The following is a 23,825-nucleotide window of genomic DNA, read 5'->3' as shown; positions in this document are numbered from 1 at the left end:
ATGTTCTCATTTATGGCCTTTAACGCTGAGTTTAAAGGCGGCCGTGTTATGCAATGGATTCACGATAAACAAATGGCAAATAGATATGGAAAGATCGCTTCGCTTCAATACGTTATTCTTTTATCGCACCCCAACATTATTGTTCCTGTTATTCCTCTTTCCTGTTCTGGCTCAGGCGACTGAATCCGTTTATGAGCAACAGATTCAACAGGCGCGTAACGGTAATTACACGCCGTTTCTCGATTATCTTCAGCGTTATCAGCAGCAGCATGCCCTGACACCTGAACACGTTGCGGACTGGTTACAGGTGGCAGCCTGGGCGGGTCATGATGACGAGGTTATTCAGGTCTGGCAGCGTTATGGCATTTATATGCCGCTGCCTGCCCGCGGCGTTGCTGCCGTCGCGCAATCCAGGCGAAATCAAAAAGCGTGGCAGCCAGCCCTGGCGCTCTGGAAAGAGGCGCGTAGCCTTGCGCCGGATAACGACGATTATCGTATCGGCTATATAAAAACCCTGGCCGATGCCCGCATAGATACGCTTGCCCTGCAGGAAGCCCAACGGCTGGTGGCGGAAAATCCCTCTCAAGCGCATCTTCAGACGCTCTCCTATGTCTGGTTACGCCAGGGGAAAAGCTGGGATCGGCTGCTGGCAGACACGCGCGCGCTGAATATCGCACCTGAGAATAAAGCGCTCCTCAGCGAGCTGATCGACGCGCTTACGGATAACCGGGTGAATACCCCCGCGCTCCAGCTTTCACAAAGCGTGACGCTGTCTCCCGCGGAGCGTCGACGTCTTGAGCGTAATGCCGCCGCCGAACGGGTTCGCCTTGCCGATGTGCCAGGCAGAACAGAAAAGGAGCGCCTGCAGCTTGCGCAATCCGCGCTGAATCGTTACGACACCCTGCTTGCTCGCTGGCAAAACGAGCCGCAGGCGGCGGAAGACGTCGTCCTTGCGCGTATCGACAGGCTTGGCGCGCTGTACGCCCATGCTGATTACCCAAAGGTGATAAGCGAATATCAGGATCTTACGGCAGCCCAGCATCCGGTGCCGGGCTGGGCAATTGGCTGGGTCATCTCCGCGTATCTGCAGGAGAAAAACGCGACCGCCGCCTTCGCGCTTCTGCAACGCTATCCGCAATATGCTTCCGACCCGCAGGATGAGGAGCACGCGCTTTTTTACGCCTGGCTGGATACGGGAGAGTACGAGGCCGCCCGCCAGTACGTTGAGCGCCAGACCCGCGACGTCCCCTGGACCCGTTACGACTTTGGCTCCCCTACCCCTCAGCCGAACGATCGGTGGCTTACCGGGCAGTCGCTCCGTTTTAACTATTTGCTGGCGACGAATGCCCTGCCGGAAGCCGAAACGCTGGCGCACCGTCTGGCGACAACGGCGCCGGGCAATCAGGGGCTACAGATTGACTACGCCACCCTGCTTCAGGCGCGGGGCCTGCCGCGCGCGGCCGAGCAAAAGCTGAAAACGGCGGAGGCGCTGGAGCCGTCCAATACAGAGCTAGAGCAACAGCAGGCCTACCTCGCGATGGACCTGCAGGCGTGGCGACAGATGGATTTACTGGCCGACGACGTGCTGGCGCGCGCGCCCGCCGACCGCAGCGCCAGGCGTCTCGACAGGCTCCGAACGGTCCACCACATGTCCGAACTGCGCCTCAACGCGGGCAAGGGCTTGCACTCAGATAACCCCGTCAGCGGGACACACGACCTGAACTGGGACGCCACGCTCTATGGCCCACCCGTAGCGGATAGCTGGCGGCTGTTTGCAGGTGCCCGCTACGCGCAGAGTCATTTCGATGAGGGCAAAGGTGCCAGCCGTCACCTTTTGGGCGGCGTCGAATGGCGGCCACGCGACTTGCAGCTCGAGGCCGAACTCTCCAGCAACCGCTATCACGGTGAAAACAAGCCGGGCGCTCGCCTCTCAACGACGTACTTTGCGACCGATCGCTGGCAGGTCAGCGGCAGCCTTGAGCGCCTGTCGCGCACTACGCCCCTTCGGGCGTTACGCAACGGAATTAGCGCCAACCGGGGTGAAGGCGGGGTGCGCTGGTACCAAAACGAGCGGCGTGAGTACCAGTTCAGCGCCGCCCTCAGCCGCTTCTCCGATCATAACCGTCGCCAGGAATACACCCTCACGGGTAAGGAGCGTCTCTGGCAGACCCCGTCCCTGACGCTGGATCTCGAACCGGGGATCGCCGCCAGTAAAAACAGCCAGCGGGACACGCTCTATTACAACCCGGCGCGGGATCTGTCCGTGACGGCTGCCCTGGCCGTTGACCATGAGATGTATCGCCATTACGACACCCTCTGGAGCCAGCAGGTCGTGGCGGGAGGCGGCAGCTACTGGCAGAAAAATCAGTCCGCTGGCGCCATCGCCCTGCTGAGTTACGGACAACGCGTTCAGTGGAACAACGTTATCGATACCGGCGTGATGCTGAACTGGGATAAGCGCCCTTACGACGGCAAACGCGAGAGCAACCTCTCCGTCACGTTTGACGCGACTTTACGCTTTTAAGGATGAATATGCTGAACACACGTTTTTCCGTGAGCCTGATACTCCTCGGCTGGCTCTGCCTCAGCGCGAGCGTCTGCGCGCAGGCGATCTCGTTCATTGCGCCCAAAGCACGGCCGCAGCTGGAGGCAAGTAAACCCTGGCCGAAGAACCAGTTTCTGGTCCTGGCCTATCACGACGTAGAAGATGATGCCGCTGACCAGCGCTACCTCTCCGTTCGCACCAGCGCGTTAAACGAGCAGATAAGCTGGCTTCTGCACAACGGCTATCATGCCATCAGCGTGCAGGACATTCTCGATGCGCATGACGGGAAAAAAACGCTGCCGCCAAAGGCCGTTCTGCTCAGCTTTGACGACGGTTACAGCAGCTTCTACACCCGCGTCTGGCCGCTGCTTCAGGCGTGGAACGTCCCTGCGCTGTGGGCGCCGGTGGGCAGCTGGGTCGATACGCCAGCTAATCAGAAGGTGAATTTTGGCGGCCTGATGACGCCCCGCGATCGCTTCGCAACGTGGGACATGGTGCGCGAGCTCAGCCAGTCACCGCTGATTGAGATCGGATCGCATACCTGGGCCTCGCATTACGGCATTCCGGCAAACCCGCAGGGCAGCCGCGAACCGGCGATCGCCAACCGCTTTTATGACAAAGCAACGGGACGCTATGAAACCGACCAGCAGTTCAACCAGCGGATCGGCGATGACGTTCGCAAAGTGACTGAAAAAATCACGCAGGTGACGGGCAAAGCGCCGCGCGCCTGGGTCTGGCCTTACGGCGCCGCCAGCGGTACCTCGCTCGCTATCGCCAGACAGCAGGGTTATCAGCTGGCCTTTACCCTTGAGGACGGGCTGGGAAATGTGCAGGATCTGGGCAACATCCCCCGCCTGCTGATCGCCGGAAATCCCTCGCTCAAGGCGTTTGCCAGTACGGTCAGCCAGGTTCAGGAGCACGATCCCGTGCGCGTCATGCACGTCGATCTCGACTACGTTTACGATCCCGATCCGGCCCAGCAGACCCAAAACATCAACAGGTTGATCCAGCGGGTCTACGACATGAAGATCAGCCATGTTTTCCTGCAGGCGTTTGCCGACCCGCAGGGCGACGGCAGGATCACGGCGCTCTATTTCCCGAACCGTCGTTTGCCGGTTCGGGCCGATCTCTTTAATTTTGTCGCCTGGCAGCTACAAACCCGCGCGGGGGTAAAAGTCTTCGCGTGGATGCCGGTGCTCTCGTTCGATCTCGATCCTTCCCTGCCGCGCGTGCAGCGCCGGGATCGTCAAACCGGCCAGCTGCGCGAAGCCACCGAGCCCTATATCCGGCTCTCCCCGTGGGATCCGCAGGTGCGCCAGCAGGTGACGGATATCTATGAAGATCTGGCCCGCTATGCCAGCTTCAACGGGATTTTGTTCCATGACGATGCGGCGCTGACGGACGTGGACGATGCAGGACAGGACACGACTCGCCAGAAGAGCCAACGGCTTATCGGCTTTACCCACGCCCTGAGCCTGGCGGTGAAGCATATCCGTGGCCCGCAGATAAAAACCGCCCGCAACATGTTCGCCCTACCCATTCTGCAGCCCGAAAGCGAAGCGTGGTTCGCGCAGAATCTTGATGATTTTCTGGCGGAGTATGACTGGACAGTACCGATGGCCATGCCGCTGATGGAGTCCGTCGCGGCAGACGAGAGCGATGCCTGGCTGACGCGTCTGGTTAACGCGGTCGCCGCGCGCCCCGGCGCGCTCGATAAAACGATTTTTGAGCTGCAGGCCAGGGACTGGAACCAGAAACCGCAGCGCGCCGTTGCCGATAGCCAGCTTGCGCAGTGGATGCGCGTGCTCCAGCTGAACGGCGTCAAAAATTACGGTTACTACCCCGACGACTTCCTCAACAACCAACCTGATATCTCGCGCATCAGGCCTGAATTTTCTTCGTACTGGTACCCTGACAATGACTGATCGCATTATCGCATTCTCTATTTTATGTCTGGTATTCGGGTTGCCGTTGGGCGTGGCCGCCCTCTTTACCGGCGAACTGATTCTGGATTTTGTGTTCTTCTGGCCGCTGTTCATGTCGGTGCTCTGGATAACCGGCGGCCTCTATTTCTGGTATCAGCTTGAACGCCACTGGTCGTGGGATAAAGACACGCCTGCCCCGACGCTCGCCGGTGAGCCGCTCATCTCCATTCTTATCCCCTGCTTCAACGAGGGACGAAATGCGCGGGAGACCATCAGCGCCGCGCTGGAGCAGCGGTATGAAAATATCGAAGTTATCGCCATCAATGACGGCTCGTCTGACAACACCGCTGAGGTGCTGCAGGCGCTGGCGCAGGAACAGCCGCGCCTGCGGGTGATTAACCTCGCGGAGAACCAGGGGAAAGCGCTGGCGCTCAAAGCCGGGGCGGCAGCGGCCCGGGGCGATCTGCTGGTCTGCATTGACGGCGACGCCCTGCTCGATCGCGATACCGCCGCTTATCTGGTGGCCCCGCTGATTCAGTACCCCCACGTCGGGGCGGTGACCGGGAACCCGCGCATTCGCACGCGCTCCACGCTGATTGGCCGCATTCAGGTGGGGGAGTTCTCCTCCATCATTGGGCTCATTAAGCGGACGCAGCGGATCTATGGCCGGGTCTTTACCGTCTCCGGCGTCATCGCCGCCTTTCGCCGACAGGCGCTGGCGGACGTCGGGTACTGGAGCCCGGACATAATCACCGAAGACATCGACATCAGCTGGAAGCTCCAACTGCGCCACTGGGATATCTTTTTTGAGCCGCGAGCGCTGTGCTGGATTTTGATGCCGGAGACGCTGAAGGGCCTGTGGAAGCAGCGTCTGCGCTGGGCCCAGGGCGGCGCGGAGGTGTTTCTGGTCAACCTTCGCAAGATTGTGCGCTGGGAGCATCACCGCATGTGGCCCCTGTTTATGGAGTATGCGCTGTCAACGCTCTGGGCCTTCGCGTACGCGATGACAGTGCTGCTGTTCATCATCAGCCATGTCGCGCCCATTCCACCCAACCTGACCGTGGAGAGCCTTTTTCCACCGGAGTTTACCGGGCTGCTGCTGGGGGTGATGTGCCTGTTGCAGTTCCTGGTCAGCTTGTTCATCGAGCGGCGCTATGAACGAAGAGTGGCCAGCTCGCTTTTCTGGGTGATCTGGTTCCCGATGGTGTACTGGATGATTGGCCTGTTCACCACCCTCGTCGCATTTCCAAAAGTCATGCTTAAACGTCAGCGTGCCCGCGCGCGCTGGATCAGTCCGGACCGGGGAAAAGGAAGCCTTCAATGAACGAAAATACCTTAATTTTGACCGAGCATCGTCTCTTGCCACGTCTTTTCGATGCCGCGTTAACGCTGGTGGCATGGGGAGGCTTTCTGTTTTTCCTGTATGCCAGGCTCTGGATGCAACTAACCGATGAGAGCGACTACCGGTGGGGCGTGATTATCGCGTCCTTTAATACGGTGTTGCTCTACCTGCTGTTCGCCGCGCTCAACGGCTGGCTGCTGATTTTGTGGTATCAGTACAACCGCCGCCGCGCCCACGTGAGACGTCGTCAGCCGGGCTATTTTCACCAGGAGGAGCTGGCCCGCAGCTTTAATGTCTCACCGCAGATCATCTCCGAGATGAGCCAGTACAACCTGCTGACGGTGTATCACGATCAGATTGGCCGCATCATCGATCTGAAGGTAAGCGAGCAGCTGGAAGAGGAAGAACAGTAACGAAAAGCCCCCGCAGGATACCCTGCGGGGGTATTTTTATAGCGAGTCCTTCATCACGATCAGCGGCTCGATATCGCTCTCTTTCTTCACCACCAGCGAGTCATCGCCGCGCAGGCAGGTACCGCCATAGTTCCCGCCCACGGTAAAGGTACAGACCTGTATGTATTTGCCATCGACCTTCGGCAGGCACCACAGCTGCTGGTAGATGTTTTTACGGTCAACAAACTTGCCGCTGGATTTATCCAGCAGTTCGTCCTGGGCGCTGATGAGATCGATATTGCTGCCGCAGCGTCCGGCAATCGGCTTGACGGCATAGCCGGTCTGTTTCAGCAGGTCGTTAACCTCAAAATCGGTGTCGAGCAGGTAGCGGTGATTCGGGAACAGCTGCCACAGGACCGGAAGAATCGCCTTGTTACCGGGAATTACGGTCCACAGCGGTTCGAAGACCAGCACTTCCGGACGCAGCAGAACGTCAATCAGGCGCACCTCGCCCTCAGGATGCCCGGTGCGGATCGGCACGGCGGCGTATTCGGTTTCGCTGACCTCGCGGATCTGCTCAATCGCCGTCTCCCACGCCCAGGTTTTCCACACGCAGTTGACGTGGCGGCCTTCATCGTCAATCAACTGTCCGGCGGCATCCCAGCTGAGCGCCTCCAGCCCGTGCAGGATTTTGGTTTCAAACCCGGCCTGCATCAGCGAACGCTGGATAAAGAGCGCGTGATAGTCCTCTTCGACATCGTTGTCCTGCATGATGTGAACGAACGGCCGCGCGTGGCTGTGCTTCCATGCGCCGGTCAGCTCTTCCAGAAGGCCTTCCGCCGGGTTATGCCCGTTACCGCGATAGCCATTTTTCACCCACTCTTCGAGGATCAGCCCGCCTTCCGTGTGACAGGACGCGGAGTCAGCGTTGTACTCGTAGACCTTAATGCCGCGCTCATCCATGCAGAAATCCATACGACCGGTGATCATATGGTGGCGACGCCACTGCCAGGAGAGGCGCAGGCGCGGCCAGAGGATTTTCGGGATGTCGAAAAGCGCCAGCAGGCTGTCGTCTTTCAGCACCTTGTCCGTCGCGTGCAGGTACATCAGGTGCAGTTCGTTGGTGGCCTTGATCAGCTCCTGCTCGGCACTTTCGGTAATGGTGAAGTACTGGCAAGGATCTTTGTTGATCACATGGCCGTTGGCGCGGATATATGCCTGCTGCAGCGCGTCATTTTCGTTAAGCCATTTTCCGTCGAACTGACGTTTGTTTTTCAGCCGCGCGCCGCTGATTTTCAGCAGTTCGCCGTCGATTTCCGGCTGGGGAATGCTGTGTTCCGTGTCGTCGGTCTGGATCATCCAGCCGAGGATCTCCGTGTCGTTGAAGGTGTCATGGATGGTATAACACCCGTTCTCCACGCTCAGACGCAGCTCGCGCGTCCACTGCTGCCCGAGCGGCAGCGGGGAGTGAATCACGTTCTGCTCCGCAATACGCACCTTATCGTCGAGAAGCTGGGTGATCACCGCCACGTGGCCGGTCTCGTGAAACTCTCCGCCCTTTTGCCAGATCAGCAGCGCCCCGGCGCGCGGCGCGCGTTTCGAACCGTTGGCAAAAGCCTGAAGGGGCAGAATGTTATCGTTCACCACCTGACGCAAAAAGCGCAGAGAGAAGATCTCCCACGCCATGCCGACATCGGTAAACACAAAGCCATAGTTGAGAAACAGAAAACGGCGGGCAAACTCAACGCACTGCCACTTGTGGCCCATGTATTCGTTGCCGATATAGCTGCGAAAATCTGCGTCTTCCGGATATTTTCGCGGGTCCAGACTGCCGTAATTTGAAGAGTAAATCGCCACGCCACCGGGCGCATAGCCTAACAATGTCCCGAATGGCGCATCACTGCTTAACTTTCCTTTACGCATGTATCCAACCTAAAACAGGCAGGCGGCAATTTTTTGAGGGGTTGTCGTCGTCTGCACGTTGTAATTAACCTGACAGAGGTGGATTTATCATACACCTGCGTGGCAAATTATTCGTCGCAACAATGACTAAAATTCACAACATCAGGAGTCAACATGAGCGAACAGGCGCAAGCGCTGGAATGGGGCCACGGCCCGCGAACCTTTGAAGTGTTCCTGGAACCAACCTGCCCCTTCTCGGTTAAGGCATTCAATAAGCTGAATGCGTTTCTGGAACAGGTTGGGGAAGACAAGGTCACGGTCAAAATCCGTTTACAGTCCCAGCCGTGGCACCTGTTTTCCGGGGTGATTGTGCGCTGCATTCTGGCAGCATCCATGCTGCCGGACGGCAAAGCCGCCGCGCGTAAAGTGATGCAAGCGGTGGCCGACCATCGCGAAGAATTTGAATTTACCGACCACTGCAGCGGCCCGAATATGCAGGCCACGCCTGACGAAATTATCGCCCGGATCGAGGGCTACAGTGGGGTGCAGGTTGCAGGCGCGTTTGCCCGGCCGGAACTGCAAAATGAGATCAAATGGCACTGCAAATACGCCCGCCAGAACGGCATTCACGTCTCGCCGACGTTTATGGTTAACGGCCTTGTGCAGGCGGATTTAGGCAGCGGCGATAACGTAGAGGTTTGGGCGAAGCGGGTGTTGGGATAGCGTTGTGGAGCCGTTCATGCCGGGTGGCGGCTTCGCCTTACCCGGCCTACGAAACACAACCCCCTGTAGGTCGGGTAAGCGAAGCGCCACCCGACACGTTTAAGGCTCAAATCTTAAACAACCAGCACGCCGCGAAATGCCCTGACGCAATCTCCTGCATGGCAGGCTCCTGCGTCTGGCAAACCGGCATGGCGTGCGGGCAGCGGCTGCAGAACTTACAGCCCGGCAGCGCGGACGTGGGGCCTGGAATTTCGCCGCGCAGGGTGACGTCTTCGAGATTGCGGATGCGCGGATCGGGCTGGGGAACCGCCGCCAGTAGCGCGCGGGTATAAGGGTGTGCCGGACGCTGATACAGCTCATTCGCCGGGGCCACCTCCACCAGTTTACCGAGGTACATCACCCCAATGCGGCTGGAGATATGGCGCACCATGGAGAGATCGTGGGCGATAAACAGATAGGTTAGCCCCAGCTCCTGCTGCAGATCCTGCAAAATATTCACCACCTGCGCCTGCACCGATACGTCCAGCGCCGAGAGCGGCTCATCGCACAGCACAAATTCAGGATGCACGGACAACGCGCGGGCAATACTGATGCGCTGACGCTGCCCGCCGCTGAACTCATGCGGGAACCGTTCAAGGTGTTCGTGCTTGAGCCCCACTTTGTAGAGCAGCGTTTCCGTACGTTCTCGCTGTTCTTCGCGGCTGTAGCCGTGGATCTGCATCGGTTCGGCCACCAGCTGTCGCACCGTCATACCGGGGTTAAGCGAAGAGTAAGGATCCTGAAAAATCGCCTGCATCCGCTTACGCAGCGGCTTGAGCTCTCTTTCGCGGGCGTGGGCGATCGCCTGCCCGGCGAAGTGGATCTCGCCCGAGGTGATATCGAAAAGGCGCAGGATGGCGCGACCGAGGGTGGATTTCCCGCAGCCGGACTCCCCCACCAGGCCAAACGTCTCGCCCGGCTGAATATCAAAGCTCACGCCATCAACCGCCTTCACGGCCACGCCTTTACGCAGCAAACCGCCGTTGAGCGGATAGTGCTTGCGCAGATCGCGCACGCTCACTAATGGCGCCTGTTGTTCACTCATGCCTGAATCTCCTTATCGGCCCATAGCCAGCAGGCGGCGCGATGGCCCTCTCCGGCAATGTAAAATGCGGGTTGCCGTTCACACTGGGGCATGCGCTTCGGGCAGCGTTCCGCGAATGGACAGCCCGGCGGCGGGTTAAGCAGGCCAGGCGGAGAACCTTCAATGGGCGATAAACGTTGATTCACCTCATCCGGGCGCGGCAGCGAGGCCAGCAGACCCTGGGTGTAAGGATGCGCAGGGCGATAAAAAATGTCCTCCACGCTCCCCTCCTCCATCACCAGCCCGCCGTACATCACCACCACGCGGCTGCAGACCTGCGCCACCACGCCGAGATCGTGGGTAATTAGCAAAATCGCGGTCCGGGTCTGCTGCTGCAGGCTTTTCAGCAGGCGCAGGATCTGCGCCTGAATGGTCACGTCCAGCGCGGTGGTCGGTTCGTCGGCAATAAGAAGCTTCGGGTTGCAGGAGAGCGCAATAGCGATCATCACGCGCTGGCGCATTCCGCCGCTGAACTCGTGCGGATACTGATTGTAACGGCGTTCCGCTTCGGCAATGCCCACCTGATCCAGCATGGCTATTGCTGCCGCTTTGGCCGCTTTTTTCGACAGTTTTTTATTTCGCACCAGGATCTCAGACATCTGCTTGCCGATAGTGAGCACCGGGTTCAGGGCGGTCATCGGATCCTGAAAAATCATCGCGATCTCGTTGCCGCGAATGGCACGCATCTGCGCGGGGGTTTTCTGCGCCAGGTCCTCATTCTGGAAGCGGATGCTGCCGCCCGTTATCCGTCCGTTGCTCCCCAGAAGCTGGATAATCGACTTACAGGTGACGCTTTTCCCGCAGCCCGACTCGCCGACGATACCGACGAGTTCGCCCGGCTGAACCTGAAAGCTCACGCCACGCACCGCGTGAACCTCGCCCTCGCGGGTGCGGAACGTGGTTTGCAGGTTCTCAAGCGCTAACAAGTTACTCATCGCGATTCGCTCCTGGTTCAAAGGCGGTACGGAACACATCGCCCAGCACGTTAAAGCTGAACACCGTCAGCAGGATCAGAATGCCGGGGAACATCGCCAGCCACGACGCTTCGCCAATATAAGACTGGGCGTTGTTAAGCATGCTTCCCCATGATGCCGCCGGTGCCTGCACGCCCAGCCCTAAGAAGCTGAGCGTTGACTCCATCAGAATGGCCGAGGCGATATTCAGCGTGGCCGCCACGATAATGGTCGGCAGCACGCCGGGAATGATGTGGCGCACGATAATACGCAGCGGATGCGCTCCCGACGCGCGGGCATAAAGCACGTACTCGCGCTCTTTCACCGATAGGGTTTCAGCACGCACCAGACGCGACATGTTCATCCACGTCAGCAGGCTGATAATCAGAATGATGTTATCCACGCCCGGCTTGAGGTAAGCATTCACCACCAGCAGCAGGAAGAAGGCCGGAATGGCCATCAGGATATCCACGGCGCGCATCATCAGGTTATCCAGCCAGCCGCCAAAATAGCCGCTCACCGTTCCTACCACCGTGCCGATAAGCGTGGAAAAGAGCATGGCAAGAAAACCGACCATCAGGGAGATCTGGCCGCCGTACAGTGCGCGGGTAAAGTAGTCGCGCCCGTATTCGTCGGTGCCGAACCAGTGCGCGGCATCCGGCGGCAACGTGCGCGCGCCGAGCGCCATCCGATCTGGATCGTACGGACTTAACCCCGCACAGAGCGCGGCGACAACGAAAATAAAAAGCACAAACAGGGAGAACTGCGCCGGACGGTTGCGGCGCAGCTGGTGACGAACCTGCTGCCAGCGTCTGCTCATCCGGTTACCTCAGCGTACGAATGCGGGGATCGGCGAAGCGATAAAGCACGTCGGCGATCAGGTTACCGACGATCAGCATCATCGACGAGAGCATGATGATCGCCATAATCAGCGGGTAGTCCAACGAAGCGATCGACTGGATCCCGAGCAGCCCCATCCCCGGCCAGGAGAAGACGCTTTCCGTCACATAGGCCCCCACAATCAGCTCACCGAACGACAGGCCGAACAGGGTTATCACCGGCAGCAAGACGTTTTTCAGCACGTGGCGGAACAGAATACTGGAACGCGTGGCGCCGTAGGCAAGCTGGGTCTGCACGTAATCGGCCGAGAGCTGCGAGATGGTGTTGGAGCGGATGTAGCGCACGTAGCTGGAGAGGTTGTAGAACGTGAGGGCAATACACGGCAGCACGCCGTGGCGCAGCAGATCCAGCCCGTTGTCCTCCATGCCGATGGTGCGCATCCCCATGCTGGGGAACCAGTTAAGCTGCACGGCAAAGACGGTGATGAGCAAAATACCGAACCAGAAAATCGGCACCGAGATGCCGATATAGGCGAACAGGTTCAGGAGGTGATCCAGCCAGCGGTGCTTAAATGCCCCCGCCAGCAGGCCCAGCGGAATAGCCAGCAAGATCGCCAGCAGCAGCGACGCCCCCATCAGCCCCAGCGTGGCCGGAATGCGTTCACCGATCATCTCCAGCACCGGGCGGTGGTAAATCAGCGAATAGCCGAGATCGCCCTGCAGGACGTTTTTCAGCCACAGAACGTACTGCGTGACCAGCGGCTTATCCAGCCCCAGGCTCTGGCGAATACGTTCGATATCTTCCGGGGCCATACGCGGCGTGATGTACGCCGCCACCGGATCGCCGGGCGCGAGCTTGACCAGCAAAAACGCCACCAGCGAAATGAAGAAAAGCATCGGCAGCAATTGCAGCAGCCGACGCGTGAGGAGTGTGTTCACGACGTGCCCTTACCAAAGCCCCGACCTGACGGCCGGGGCAATCGCTTATTTCTGATAGATTTTTGACAGATCCTGGAACAGATAAACCGGTTTCGGCTCTGCTTCCTGGGTGCCGCCGAAACGCTTGTCCACCGCGACGGTCGCATTGGTATAGGCGATCGGGTAGTAGGTCATGTCGTTTGCCACGGTCTGCTGAATTTGCTTATAGATATCGGCACGTTTCGCGGCGTCGGTTTCCACTGCGCCTTTATCCCACAGGGCATCGAACTGCGGATTTTTGTAGTGCGCGTAGTTATAGGCCTCGTTGCTCATGAACAGCGATTTATAGCCGTCCGGCTCTGAGCCCATGATGTAGCCGCCCAGGTTCAGCTCCCACGCGGTGTTATTCATATCAAGACTGCGCTGAGACATGGCGTTGGAGTCCAGCGGCATCAGCTCCACGTTCACCCCAATGCCCTTCAGCGCCTGCTGAATGTAGAGCGCCATGCTCTCCTGGGTTTTGTTGGTGTTCACATACGCCAGGCGCAGCTTGAGGTTGTCCGGCGCGCCGGACGCTTTAAGCAGATCTTTGGCCTTTTGCAGGTCAAATTTGTACTGCTCGACGTCATCCGTCTTGTAAAGCGTATCTGGCGTCAGGAACGACGTCGCCGGTTTAGCGTAGTCCAGCGAGGTAAACGCGGTCTGGGCCAGCTCGTCCTTGTTGATGGCGTACGCGATGGCCTGACGCAGCGCTTTGCTCTTCATCACCGGCACGTTCTGGTTGAACGTCATATAGGCCAGACGGCCTTCCGGATAGACCACGAAGTCAAATTTCCCGGTATTTTTCAGGCGGTTCACGTCCTGCGGGTCAACCATCTTGAGGTTGATTTCACCGTTTTGCAGCGCCAGGTTGGCGGCGTTGCTGTCTTTGGCGAAACGGTAGGTGACCGAATCAAGCTTCGCTTTGCCGTTCCAGTAATCGTCAAAACGGGTCAGGGCGTAATACTGACCGGCGCGATACTCTTTAAACTTAAACGGCCCAGAGCCTACCGGCGCATCGTTTTTGGTGCTCTTTTCCAGGTCGCCTTCACCGGCGAACACGTGCTGCGGGATCGGGTAGATCTGTACCAGGGTGCCGGTAAAGGCCGCGCTGACCTGCGGTAAGGTGAACTTAACGGTGCGCTCATCAACCTTGCTCACTTCAACAGGCTTGCCGCCGTAGGTAAACATGCTGCGGAAGAAACTGTGCTGTTTGGCATCCAGCAGCTTATTGAAGGTGAAGACCACGTCGTCCGCCGTCAGCGGCTGTCCGTCCTGCCATTTGAGGTTGGGTTTTAGCGTCAGGGTATAGCTCAGGTTGTCGGCGGAGGGCGTCAGGCTTTCCGCCAGGCCCCACTCAATGTTGCCGTTATTAAAGCTGTACAGCGGGGCATAGAGCGCCTGCATGATCGTTAACGTCGTGCGGTCACTGGCATAGAGCGGATTAACGGCTAACGGGTCGCCGGAGGTAATACCGATAATCAGCGAACCGCCCTCTTTTGGCGCGTCGCTTTTTGCCGCTGAGGGCGTGTTTGTCTCTTTATTTTTCGCATCATCACAGCCCGCCAGGCCTAACGCGAGCGAAACGACCACTGCCGATAACAGAAGCTTGCGCATCTCACTAACTCCTTGCCTTATAAAGTGTTTATTACTGCATCTTTTATTTATGTTGAAGCATCATATTCAGCTTTAGCGGTTTACGCATTAATTATGAAAATGCGATTTTCGATTAAGCTTATGCCGGATTTGATATATATAAGCAGCAGAAGGAATAGCGGTTAATTGATTGCGCTCACAACGTTAAACGGTTCACAAATCTCCTGCTACACTGCCTCAACACATCACTAAAAAGGCAGGCCAACATGTCAGACAACACGTATCAGCCACCAAAAGTATGGGAATGGAATAAGAACGGCGGCGGCGCGTTCGCCAATATTAACCGCCCGATCTCCGGCGCGACGCATGAGAAGGATTTGCCCGTAGGCTCTCACCCACTGCAGCTCTACTCTCTGGGAACACCGAACGGCCAGAAAGTGACGATCATGCTCGAAGAGCTGCTGGCGCTGGGCGTGACGGGCGCGGAGTACGACGCGTGGTTGATCCGCATCGGCGAAGGCGATCAGTTCTCCAGCGGGTTTGTCGACGTGAACCCGAACTCGAAAATCCCGGCGCTGCGTGACCACTCTACAAACCCGCCAACGCGCGTCTTTGAATCCGGCAATATCCTGCTTTACCTGGCAGAGAAATTCGGTCACTTCCTGCCGAAAGATCCGGCGGGACGCACCGAGACGCTGAACTGGCTGTTCTGGCTCCAGGGCGCGGCGCCGTTCCTCGGCGGCGGCTTTGGTCACTTCTACAACTACGCACCGGTGAAGATTGAGTACGCGATTGACCGCTTCACCATGGAAGCCAAGCGCCTGTTCGACGTTCTGGATAAACAGCTGGCGCGCGGTCGTTACGTCGCGGGCGAGGAGTACACCATCGCGGATATCGCCATCTGGCCATGGTTCGGCTGCGTGGCGCTGGGTAGCGTTTATAACGCCGCCGAATTCCTGGATGCAGAGAAGTACACTCACGTGCAGCGCTGGGCGAAAGACGTGGCGAATCGCCATGCCGTTAAGCGCGGACGCATCGTTAACCGCACCAGCGGCGAGCTGAACGAGCAGCTCCACGAACGCCACGCGGCGAGCGACTTCGAGACGAATACGGAAGATAAGCGTCAGGCCTGACGCTCTGCCGGGCGGGCCACCGCCCGGTAACAACGATCCTTGCCCAGGGCATGATTAGCTTAAAGGTTGAACCGGTATTACTGGCACTATTCGCCCTCTTTTCTCATGCCTGGCTGTGAGAAGCGAAGTCTCAACCAACAGCTATTACAAAGGATCTGTTATGAAATTCATCAAAACAGCGCTGGTTATCAGCACCCTCATTATTTCTACCTCGGGTATGGCGATGGACAAAACTGCCGCTGGCGCCGTTGCCGGTGCCGCAATTGGCGCAGCTACGGGCAAAGACCTGAAATCCACAGTAGGCGGCGCGGTCGTTGGTGCGGGTACGGGTGCCATGTTTAAAAACGGTGAAAAAGGCAAAGATGCGCGTAAGGGCGGTGCCGTGGGCGCAGTCGTTGGGGCGGGTACAGCAGCAGTGACGGGCAATAGCGTACTGAAAGGTGCAGCCGTTGGCGCAGGCGCTGGCGCGCTGATTGGTGAAGCCACGCACTGATAAACGGTGTGGTGTGGCAAACGATCTCCCAAAAAACCCCAGTTGATACTGGGTTTTTCGTTATGAGTCCTCTTAACCGCGAGCCAGTTCGAAAAGCTGCTGTATGGCTGGCGTTAGCCCTGACATATGAAGACAGGCGTGGATCATGCCCTGTAATCGCACACACCGCACCGTTACGCCAGCCTCCTGAAGTCGCTGCGCATACTGTTCGGCCTCATCACGCAGCGGGTCATATTCGCAGCTGAGAATAGTTGCCGGTGGTAAACCGCGCAGGGAATCGGCGTGCAAAGGTTCGGCGTAGTCATTGCGCCGTTCCCCCAGATAATTTTCCCAGCAAAACGCCATCGCATCACGTGTCAGATAATACCCTTCAGCAAATTCCCGATAGCTTTCCGTTGCCATATCGCGACTTAATGCCGGATAAAACAGCAGTTGATGCTCAATTTCAGGACCGCCACGATCGCGTGCCAGTAGCGCTGTTGCTGCGGCAAGATTTCCTCCAGCGCTATCGCCAGCCACCGCCAGACGGTGGGTATCAATGCCCAGATACGCTGCCTGTTCGTAGACCCAACATAGCGCCTGATAAACATCGTCTAATGGCCGCGGGAACGGGTGCTCGGGTGCCAGTCGATAATCTACTGACAATATTATCCTGTCGGTGGCATTCGCGAGTGTCTGACAGGGACGATCGTATAGCGAAAGCGATCCCAGACACCCCCCTCCGCCATGGGCAAACAGCATCGCGGGCCGTGCAGTTTCTGTCTTTAAGCCGACGGGCGTATAGACCCGGAGGGCGATGCCATGACCATCATCAGCATTGACGACATAATTTTTGATGTCGTCGTTTAATGCCACCTCTCCCTGTAGCCCAGGCAATTCCACCTCTATCGCCGCTCGCATTTCAGCCAGTGAGCCCGGTAGTGGCGCTCCCGATAAGGTTTTCAGAAAGTTGGCAATCCCCGGATCAAGCGGCATGGTTTGTATCCTCTGACAGGAACGGCACAATTATCCCGCTAAAAGCCTCATGGCACTCTTCGGTAATAAAATGCCCGCAGTCGGCCACCGTCTCTCCACGCAAATCAAGGGCATTGCCCTGTAGGGTTATCAGCGGCGCATCGCGCGTCGCATGTTCGGCCCCCACCGTCAGCACTGGCATTGTCAAAGGTGTTTGCGCGCGGCGCTGGTTTTGGCGGATGGTCTCAGGGATCGCCCGATAATAATCAAAACCTGCACGTAGTCCCCCCGGTGTCGAATAAGCGGCGATATACACGTCTGATGCCACCCGTCCACGCCGATGAGACCAGCGGTCGAAAATATAGCTAAGATAGTGCGCTTCACGGCCACGGGTGAGGGTTTCGGGTAAATCAGCCAGTTGATTGAACATGAAGTGCCAAAGGAAAATATTCTCTTCCGGTGCGACAAAAATCGCCGGAGGGGGTGCCAGACCGGGGATAACCGCTTCTGTCAGCACAACCCGTTCAACCGCATGCGGAAAATCACTCGCCATGGCGTATCCAATCCACATGCCGATATCGTGGCCAACAAGGCTGTAACGTGAATGCCCGAGTTGCGCCATTGTCGCGTGCAGCATGGCAGCGATGCTGCCGGTGTCATAGCCATTGAGCGGTTTATCTGAATCGCCAATGCCCGGCGGATAAATCGCTATCGCCTGAAACCCCGCCTCCGCCAGCGCGCACATGACATAGCGCCAGGTAAACCAGGTCTGAGGCCAGCCGGGTATCAGCAGCACTGGCTTGCCTTTTCCCGCCACAACGCAGTGGATGCGCTGCCCGCTCACTTTCGTATAGATGTGTTTGGCGTCGAGATCCTTGTGCAGGTTCTCGTTATTTTCTTGTTTCATTTTGACGTCCTGTAAGATGGCGGCTTATCGAATACCAAGTAACGCGTTGATTTGTAGAGGATTGACAGGAGCACCCGCGAAATCATCGAAGACTTTATCGGTGATATGGATGATATGGTCGCGGATAAACGCAGCGCCTTCACGTGCGCCGTCGAGCGGGTTTTTCAGGCAGCACTCCCATTCCAGGGTTGCCCAGCCGACATAATCATATTGTGCAAATTTCGAGAAAATCGCGTTGAAATCAACCTGACCATCACCTGTTGAACGAAAGCGCCCTGCGCGATCGATCCACGACTGATAGCCGCCATAAATTCCCTGACGCCCGGTGGGATTAAATTCAGCGTCTTTTACATGGAACATGTTGATGACATCCTTATAAATATCAATAAATTCCAGGTAATTCAGCTGCTGTAGCACCATATGACTGGGATCAAAGAGTATCCGACAGCGAGGATGCTCCCCCACACGTTGATGAAACATTTCAAACGTCACCCCGTCGTGCAGATCTTCGCTCGGGTGAATTTCGAAACAGAGATTTATGCCCTGCTCATCACAGGCGTTAAGCACCGGAAGCCAGCGTCTGGCCAACTCGTCAAATGCGGTTTCGATTAACCCCTCCGGACGCTGCGGGAACGGGAAAAGATAAGGCCACGCCAGTGAGCCGGAAAACGTGCCTAATTCGCTGAGGCCAAGCCGGGCAGAGGCTTTGACCGCCATCAGCAGTTGTTGCCGTGCCCATTCACCGCGCGCTTGCGGATTGCCGTGTATCTCCGGCGGCGCGAAACTGTCGCATAAGCTGTCGTAAGCCGGATGCACCGCCATCAGTTGGCCAAAGATATGGCTGGTCAGCTCGCTAACAACCAGCCCCTGTTCGGCCAGCATGCCGACAATGTCATCGCAGTAGGTCTGGCTTTCCGCCGCAGTGGCTACGTCGAAAAGACGACGATCCCATGCCGGTATTTGTAGTGCCTTGAATCCGGTTTCCGCTGCCCACTGGGCTATGGCGGGTAAGCTGTTGAACGGGGCCTCGCTATCACTGAATTGAGCGAGATGGAGGCTTGGACCTTTCAGGGTTTTCATCGTAAACTCCTATTGTTTGTCGATTGACAAACAATAGGAGCAAAACGCATTCACCGCAAGCGAAAAGATAAAGTCGTTGGCGATCGCAACGATTTAGGCGATCCTGTTTTCAGTGAAGATAAGACAAACCGGAGCAACAAAATGGCAGGCAGACCGCGTCAGTTCGATCGTGACCAGGCGCTCATAAAAGCGCGCAATTTGTTCTGGCGACAAGGTTATGAAGGGACCTCAATGTCAGATTTGGTGGCGGAACTGGGCATCGCTTCGGCGCGTATTTACAAAGCGTTCGGCTCAAAAGAGCAACTCTTTCGGGAAGCGATTGCTGATTACGAAAGTCAGGAAGGCGGTTTCGCGGATCGCGCCTTAGCGGCCGGAGGTAGCGTGCGGGAGACGCTGCAAAAGCTCCTTATGGATGCCGTGCACCTGTATTGCCAAAAGGATCTGCCGCAAGGGTGTATGGTCGTCTCTTCAGCAGCGAGCGTCAGTGCCGGAAATGACGATATCAAAACCTGGCTGGCGCAGCATCGCCAGCAGCGCACGCAGCAGATCATTGACCGACTTCGGCAGGCCGTGCAGCAAGGTGAACTTTCAGCATCGGTAGATGCTGACAGCCTGGGAGACTATTTCGCTGTCTTTTTGCACGGTCTTTCAATTCAGGCGCGGGACGGTGTCCCGGAAGCACGCTTGCTTGAGGCCGTTAATCAGGCGCTTACCGTACTGCCACATGAAACTTAACCGACAGCAGCACATTATTGACCTCCTGAGCGGCTGCGACTGGCTAACCACTGACGCACTGGCCGAGACGCTCTCGGTCAGCAGGGAGACGATCCGTCGCGATCTGAATGCCCTTCAGCAGCAGGGTAAGATCCTGCGCCAGCACGGCCGCGCGCGGCTTATCCATCCGAACAGCCGCGACAGCGGAGAGCCGTTTGGCGCGCGCTTAAAAAGCCATTACGCCGATAAAGTCGATATCGCCCGCCACGCGCTGGACTGGATCAGCGAAGGGATGACCATCGCCCTCGATGCCAGTTCAACCTGTTTTCACCTGGCGCGCCAGCTCCCGGATATCGAACTCACCGTCTTTACCAATAGCCTGCCGATCTGTCATGAGATGGCAAAACGCGAGCGGATCACGCTTATTTGCTCCGGCGGCACGCTTGATCGCAAGTACCGCTGCTACGTCAATCCGGCGCTGCTTACACAGCTTAAAGGGCTGGAGATTGACCTGTTTATCTTCTCCTGCGAAGGCGTTGATGAGCAGGGCACGCTGTGGGATCCGGTGGAGCATAACGCAGTCTTTAAATCACTGCTGTTAAGCCGCGCAGGCCAGTCGCTGCTGCTGATTGATAAAAGCAAATTCCAGCGGTCAAGTGAGGTGAGGATAGGCCAGCTGTCACAGGTGACGCAGGTGATTCAGCGGGATCGTCTTTCAGGGGGATAACGGGTCAGGCCGCGACAGGCGACCCGACCCGATAAGGTTATGCGGTGAGGCGGAATTTTTGCACTGAGCGCTGAAGCTCTTCAGTCTGGCGTTCCAGCGCGGCGGCCGCCGCGGAAACCTCTTCAACCAGCGAGGCGTTCTGTTGGGTGACGCCATCCATCTGGGTGATAGCGATGCCCACCTGAGAAATGCCCTTACTTTGCTCTTCTGACGCAGATGCAATTTGCTTCATGATGGTCGTCACTTCGGTCACGTCGCGCAGAATCGCTTCCATCGTCGTGCCGGTGTCGTTCACCAGCTGCGCGCCCTGCTCGACGCGGGAAACGGAGTCCGCGATCAGCCCTTCAATCTCTTTTGCGGCATTGGCGCTGCGGCTGGCCAGATTACGCACTTCACCCGCAACCACGGCGAAGCCACGACCCTGTTCCCCTGCGCGCGCTGCCTCAACGGCTGCGTTGAGCGCCAGAATATTGGTCTGGAACGCAATGCTGTTAATCACGGTGGTAATTTCCGCGATCTTCTTCGAACTGTCAGAAATACCGCTCATGGTGGTGACCACGTCTTCTACCAGCGAACCGCCACGGCTGGCGGTCGTCGAAGCCACGTCCGCCAGCTCGCTGGCCTGACGTGCGCTTTCGGCGTTCAGTTTTACCGTCGCCGTAAGCTGCTCCATACTCGCGGCGGTCTCTTCCAGCGCGGCGGCCTGCTCTTCCGTACGGGACGAGAGATCGTTGTTCCCGCTGGAGATCTCCGTCGCGCCGCGCCAGATATTTTCGCTGCCGGAGCGGATGGTGCTGACCGCTTCACGCAGGCTGTCCTGCATGGCGCTCAGTAAGGGAACCAGCTGTCCCACGCAGTTGCGGCCAAACGGCTCAATCGGCTGGCTGAGATCGCCCTGGGCAATCTGGCGGAACTGCTGGCGAATACGAGCCAGCGGTTTCACCAGCATCGCCACCAGGTAACGGTCGGTGAAAAGCAGGATCAGCAGGCCAATAATCGTGGCGACGATAATCACCGTGCGGGTCATGCTGGTCAGGCCGTCCACCACCACTCGGGTGCTGTCGAGCGACTTCGCGGCGGCGTTGTTAAAGTTCTCCGCCGCGGCACCAAACGCGCGGCTCAGCGGTGGCGTGACGTTGTTGGCCTGCTGACGATAGCCGTCCAGCGACTGCTTAGCCTGCTGCATCTGCGGGGTTACGCCCTGATCGAGCAGCGCCTGCCAGCTGCTAATGACCTGAGCAGAAACCTGTTCGTCCATGGGACCGGGGGAGATGGCCTTCATTTCGGCCAGCTTCTTACTCATGTTATCCAGCGCCTGTTGGGCAGAGGCCAGGTCCGGCGTGCCGCCTGCGGCTTTGACGTCCATTGCGCGGCTCAAACGGGTGACGAATCGGAAATACTGATCGTTACCCTGACTGAGTACCGTCATCTGTTTGACCAGCTGCCGATCCACTTCGTTACCATCAGAAACGCGAGACAGTGACCAGGTGCTGTATAGCCCAACCCCCGCCCACATTAAACAAAAGATCCCAAGAATCGTCAGCATGACGAAGCGGATCGTGAAATTACGGAGCATATTCATAAATCTTCCTTGCCGAGAGGGTGAGTTCGCCCAGAGGCGAGTACTACTCTCGTTATCGGCAGGGAGCGCAGAAATTATAACCTTTTGTGATTATTTTTAATTAGTGTGGCTTCACTAGTCACACAGCTGCCGTTAACCATTATGCCCACGCTTAGTGATGTAATGGGTGATGTGATAAGTTCAGAATGAAAACGCTGTTTCGAAAATTCATCGATAAGAAAGGAGACATCATGTCCTGGCACCCTTACACCGGCCGCTATGAGAATATGCAGTACCGCTACTGCGGGAAAAGTGGCCTGCGTCTGCCCGCGCTGTCACTGGGACTGTGGCATAGCTTCGGTCACGTCCAGCCGCTGGATGCCCAGCGGGCGCTGTTGCATAAAGCTTTCGACCTCGGCATCACCCATTTTGATCTCGCCAATAACTACGGGCCACCGGCGGGCAGCGCCGAGGAGAATTTTGGCCGCATCCTGCGCGAAGATTTTGCCGCGTATCGCGACGAGCTGATTATCTCCACCAAAGCGGGCTACGACATGTGGCCGGGGCCGTATGGTTCCGGCGGTTCACGTAAATATCTGCTCGCCAGTCTCGACCAAAGCCTGAAGCGTATGGGCGTGGAGTATGTGGATATTTTCTATTCTCACCGCGTGGATGAAAACACGCCAATGGAAGAGACGGCCTCAGCGCTGGCGCACGCCGTACAAAGCGGCAAAGCGTTGTATGTGGGCATCTCCTCCTACTCAACCGAGCGCACGCAGAAAATGGCCGAGCTGCTGCGCGAGTGGAAAATCCCGCTGCTGATCCACCAGCCGTCTTACAACTTGCTTAACCGCTGGGTCGACAAGACCGGTTTGCTGGATGCGCTTGAAGCAAACGGGACGGGCTGTATCGCCTTCACCCCACTGGCGCAGGGCCTGCTGACCGGGAAATACCTGAACGGAATTCCTGAAGGTTCACGCATGCAGCGCGAAGGCAAAAAGGTGCGCGGCCTGACGGAAAAAATGCTGACCGAAGCCAACCTGAACAGCCTGCGCCTGCTAAATGAAATGGCGCATGCGCGTGGGCAAACCATGGCGCAGATGGCGTTGAGCTGGCTGCTCAAAGATGAACGCGTGACGTCGGTGCTGATAGGTGCGAGCCGTCCGGAACAGCTGGAGGAGAACGTTCAGGCGCTGGAAAACCTGCGCTTTACGGAGGACGAACTCAAGCGGATTGACCAGCATGTGGCGGATGGGGAATTGAATCTGTGGCAGGCGTCGTCGGATAAATAGTGCGGTCTGATGCCCTCACCCCGGCCCTCTCCCACAGGGAGAGGGAGCTGACTATCCCCTCTCCCTGTGGGAGAGGGTTAGGGTTAGGGTGAGGGGGAAATTATTTCTTACTGATCTTATCCAGATACCCCATCACAAACGCAGACAGCACAAACGTCAGGTGGATGATCACATACCACATCAGTTTGTTATCCGGGACGTTCTTCGCGTCCATAAACACGCGTAACAGATGAATAGAGGAGATCGCCACAATCGACGCAGCCACTTTATTCTTCAGCGACGAGGCATCCATTTTACCCAGCCAGTTGAGCTTCTCTTTGTGCTCGGCGATATCAAGCTGGGAAACGAAGTTCTCATAGCCAGAGAACATCACCATCACCAGCAATCCGCCCACCAGCGTCATGTCCACTAGCGACAGCAGCACCAGAATCAGGTCCGCTTCGGCGATGGAGAAGATGTCTGGCAAGACGTGAAAAATTTCCTGGAAGAACTTTATGCTCAGCGCGACCAGTGCCAGGGAAAGGCCAAAATAGACGGGTGCCAGTAGCCAGCGAGAGGCGTACATTGCGTTTTCAAAAAAGCGTTCCATAGAGTCCTGTCTGCAATCGAAACCAGCGGGCAGTATATCTCAACGACGCTCACTGTTTGCAACAACTAACCAACACCA

21 protein-coding genes are annotated in these 23,825 nt (G+C 57.4%); 10 read left to right on the top strand and 11 right to left on the bottom strand.

What is annotated here, in order from left to right:
• Positions 1 to 85 precede the first annotated feature (85 nt).
• Genes pgaA through pgaD form a run of 4 tightly spaced genes read left to right on the top strand, consistent with a single transcriptional unit; the run spans position 86 to position 6,225 of the window.
• Positions 86 to 2,524, top strand: a complete 2,439-nt coding sequence (gene pgaA / locus KW829_RS12580) for a poly-beta-1,6 N-acetyl-D-glucosamine export porin PgaA (protein WP_218308338.1) — start codon at positions 86 to 88, stop codon at positions 2,522 to 2,524.
• 8 nt (positions 2,525 to 2,532) lie between these two features.
• Positions 2,533 to 4,470 carry a poly-beta-1,6-N-acetyl-D-glucosamine N-deacetylase PgaB gene (gene pgaB, locus KW829_RS12575; protein ID WP_218308337.1) on the top strand — a complete coding sequence of 646 codons (1,938 nt, stop codon included), beginning with the start codon at positions 2,533 to 2,535 and terminating at the stop codon, positions 4,468 to 4,470.
• Positions 4,463 to 5,794: a poly-beta-1,6-N-acetyl-D-glucosamine synthase gene (pgaC, locus tag KW829_RS12570; protein ID WP_218308336.1), complete on the top strand. Its 1,332-nt coding sequence runs from the start codon at positions 4,463 to 4,465 to the stop codon at positions 5,792 to 5,794. Before pgaB ends, pgaC begins: the two co-directional genes overlap by 8 nt.
• Complete coding sequence (gene pgaD, locus KW829_RS12565; RefSeq protein ID WP_010435545.1) at positions 5,791 to 6,225, top strand: poly-beta-1,6-N-acetyl-D-glucosamine biosynthesis protein PgaD; 435 nt, start codon at positions 5,791 to 5,793, stop codon at positions 6,223 to 6,225. Before pgaC ends, pgaD begins: the two co-directional genes overlap by 4 nt.
• A gap of 36 nt (positions 6,226 to 6,261) precedes the next feature.
• On the opposite strand, the gene gss is transcribed toward pgaD, so the two are convergent.
• Positions 6,262 to 8,127, bottom strand: coding sequence for a bifunctional glutathionylspermidine amidase/synthase (gene gss / locus KW829_RS12560; protein WP_218308335.1), 1,866 nt, complete (start codon positions 8,125 to 8,127; stop codon positions 6,262 to 6,264).
• Between the two features lie 153 nt (positions 8,128 to 8,280).
• On the opposite strand from gss, the gene KW829_RS12555 reads away from it, so the two are divergent.
• On the top strand, positions 8,281 to 8,829 hold the full coding sequence (locus tag KW829_RS12555) for a thioredoxin domain-containing protein (RefSeq protein ID WP_218308334.1): 549 nt from the start codon (positions 8,281 to 8,283) through the stop codon (positions 8,827 to 8,829).
• A 106-nt stretch (positions 8,830 to 8,935) separates the two neighbouring features.
• Here KW829_RS12555 and KW829_RS12550 read toward each other — a convergent pair whose 3' ends face one another.
• The 5 genes from KW829_RS12550 to KW829_RS12530 are packed head-to-tail and all read right to left on the bottom strand — an operon-like array spanning position 8,936 to position 14,318.
• Positions 8,936 to 9,913: an ABC transporter ATP-binding protein gene (locus tag KW829_RS12550; RefSeq protein ID WP_218308333.1), complete on the bottom strand. Its 978-nt coding sequence runs from the start codon at positions 9,911 to 9,913 to the stop codon at positions 8,936 to 8,938.
• Positions 9,910 to 10,887 (bottom strand): ABC transporter ATP-binding protein, encoded by a 978-nt coding sequence (locus KW829_RS12545; RefSeq protein WP_218308332.1) that lies wholly within the window; start codon positions 10,885 to 10,887, stop codon positions 9,910 to 9,912. Before KW829_RS12545 ends, KW829_RS12550 begins: the two co-directional genes overlap by 4 nt.
• On the bottom strand, positions 10,880 to 11,725 hold the full coding sequence (locus KW829_RS12540; RefSeq protein ID WP_028014404.1) for an ABC transporter permease: 846 nt from the start codon (positions 11,723 to 11,725) through the stop codon (positions 10,880 to 10,882). Before KW829_RS12540 ends, KW829_RS12545 begins: the two co-directional genes overlap by 8 nt.
• A 4-nt stretch (positions 11,726 to 11,729) precedes the next feature.
• Complete coding sequence (locus KW829_RS12535) at positions 11,730 to 12,683, bottom strand: ABC transporter permease (RefSeq protein WP_218308331.1); 954 nt, start codon at positions 12,681 to 12,683, stop codon at positions 11,730 to 11,732.
• Between the two features lie 45 nt (positions 12,684 to 12,728).
• Positions 12,729 to 14,318, bottom strand: coding sequence for an ABC transporter substrate-binding protein (locus KW829_RS12530; RefSeq protein WP_218308330.1), 1,590 nt, complete (start codon positions 14,316 to 14,318; stop codon positions 12,729 to 12,731).
• A 245-nt stretch (positions 14,319 to 14,563) separates the two neighbouring features.
• Between KW829_RS12530 and yghU the strand changes: the two genes are divergently transcribed.
• Positions 14,564 to 15,430, top strand: a complete 867-nt coding sequence (yghU, locus tag KW829_RS12525; protein WP_010435563.1) for a glutathione-dependent disulfide-bond oxidoreductase — start codon at positions 14,564 to 14,566, stop codon at positions 15,428 to 15,430.
• A gap of 160 nt (positions 15,431 to 15,590) precedes the next feature.
• Positions 15,591 to 15,923, top strand: coding sequence for a YMGG-like glycine zipper-containing protein (locus tag KW829_RS12520; RefSeq protein WP_042717804.1), 333 nt, complete (start codon positions 15,591 to 15,593; stop codon positions 15,921 to 15,923).
• Between the two features lie 72 nt (positions 15,924 to 15,995).
• On the opposite strand, the gene KW829_RS12515 is transcribed toward KW829_RS12520, so the two are convergent.
• Genes KW829_RS12515 through KW829_RS12505 form a run of 3 tightly spaced genes read right to left on the bottom strand, consistent with a single transcriptional unit; the run spans position 15,996 to position 18,864 of the window.
• Positions 15,996 to 16,898, bottom strand: coding sequence for an alpha/beta hydrolase (locus KW829_RS12515; protein WP_218308329.1), 903 nt, complete (start codon positions 16,896 to 16,898; stop codon positions 15,996 to 15,998).
• Positions 16,888 to 17,784 (bottom strand): alpha/beta fold hydrolase, encoded by an 897-nt coding sequence (locus tag KW829_RS12510; protein WP_218308328.1) that lies wholly within the window; start codon positions 17,782 to 17,784, stop codon positions 16,888 to 16,890. Before KW829_RS12510 ends, KW829_RS12515 begins: the two co-directional genes overlap by 11 nt.
• 24 nt (positions 17,785 to 17,808) lie before the next feature.
• Positions 17,809 to 18,864 (bottom strand): sugar phosphate isomerase/epimerase, encoded by a 1,056-nt coding sequence (locus tag KW829_RS12505; protein WP_218308327.1) that lies wholly within the window; start codon positions 18,862 to 18,864, stop codon positions 17,809 to 17,811.
• A gap of 141 nt (positions 18,865 to 19,005) precedes the next feature.
• Between KW829_RS12505 and KW829_RS12500 the strand changes: the two genes are divergently transcribed.
• Positions 19,006 to 19,599 (top strand): TetR/AcrR family transcriptional regulator, encoded by a 594-nt coding sequence (locus tag KW829_RS12500; protein ID WP_218308326.1) that lies wholly within the window; start codon positions 19,006 to 19,008, stop codon positions 19,597 to 19,599.
• A complete protein-coding gene (fucR, locus tag KW829_RS12495) occupies positions 19,589 to 20,305 on the top strand; it encodes an L-fucose operon activator (RefSeq protein ID WP_089599916.1) in 717 nt (238 codons plus the stop codon). Before KW829_RS12500 ends, fucR begins: the two co-directional genes overlap by 11 nt.
• 37 nt (positions 20,306 to 20,342) lie before the next feature.
• Here the strand turns inward: fucR and KW829_RS12490 are convergent, their stop codons facing one another.
• Positions 20,343 to 21,887, bottom strand: a complete 1,545-nt coding sequence (locus KW829_RS12490; RefSeq protein WP_148400575.1) for a methyl-accepting chemotaxis protein — start codon at positions 21,885 to 21,887, stop codon at positions 20,343 to 20,345.
• Between the two features lie 230 nt (positions 21,888 to 22,117).
• Here KW829_RS12490 and KW829_RS12485 point away from each other — a divergent pair, with 230 nt between their 5' ends.
• A complete protein-coding gene (locus KW829_RS12485) occupies positions 22,118 to 23,158 on the top strand; it encodes an aldo/keto reductase (RefSeq protein ID WP_148400574.1) in 1,041 nt (346 codons plus the stop codon).
• Positions 23,159 to 23,258: 100 nt separating this feature from the next.
• On the opposite strand, the gene KW829_RS12480 is transcribed toward KW829_RS12485, so the two are convergent.
• The gene (locus KW829_RS12480) at positions 23,259 to 23,747 is read right to left on the bottom strand and encodes a TIGR00645 family protein (protein WP_010435582.1); all 489 of its coding nucleotides are present in this window, start codon (positions 23,745 to 23,747) and stop codon (positions 23,259 to 23,261) included.
• Between the last annotated feature and the right edge of the window lie 78 nt (positions 23,748 to 23,825).

Origin of the sequence: Enterobacter sp. ENT02, assembly GCF_019219165.1 — a bacterium.
Classification (GTDB): domain Bacteria; phylum Pseudomonadota; class Gammaproteobacteria; order Enterobacterales; family Enterobacteriaceae; genus Enterobacter; species Enterobacter mori.
This window is presented reverse-complemented; position numbering and strand designations above follow the sequence as displayed.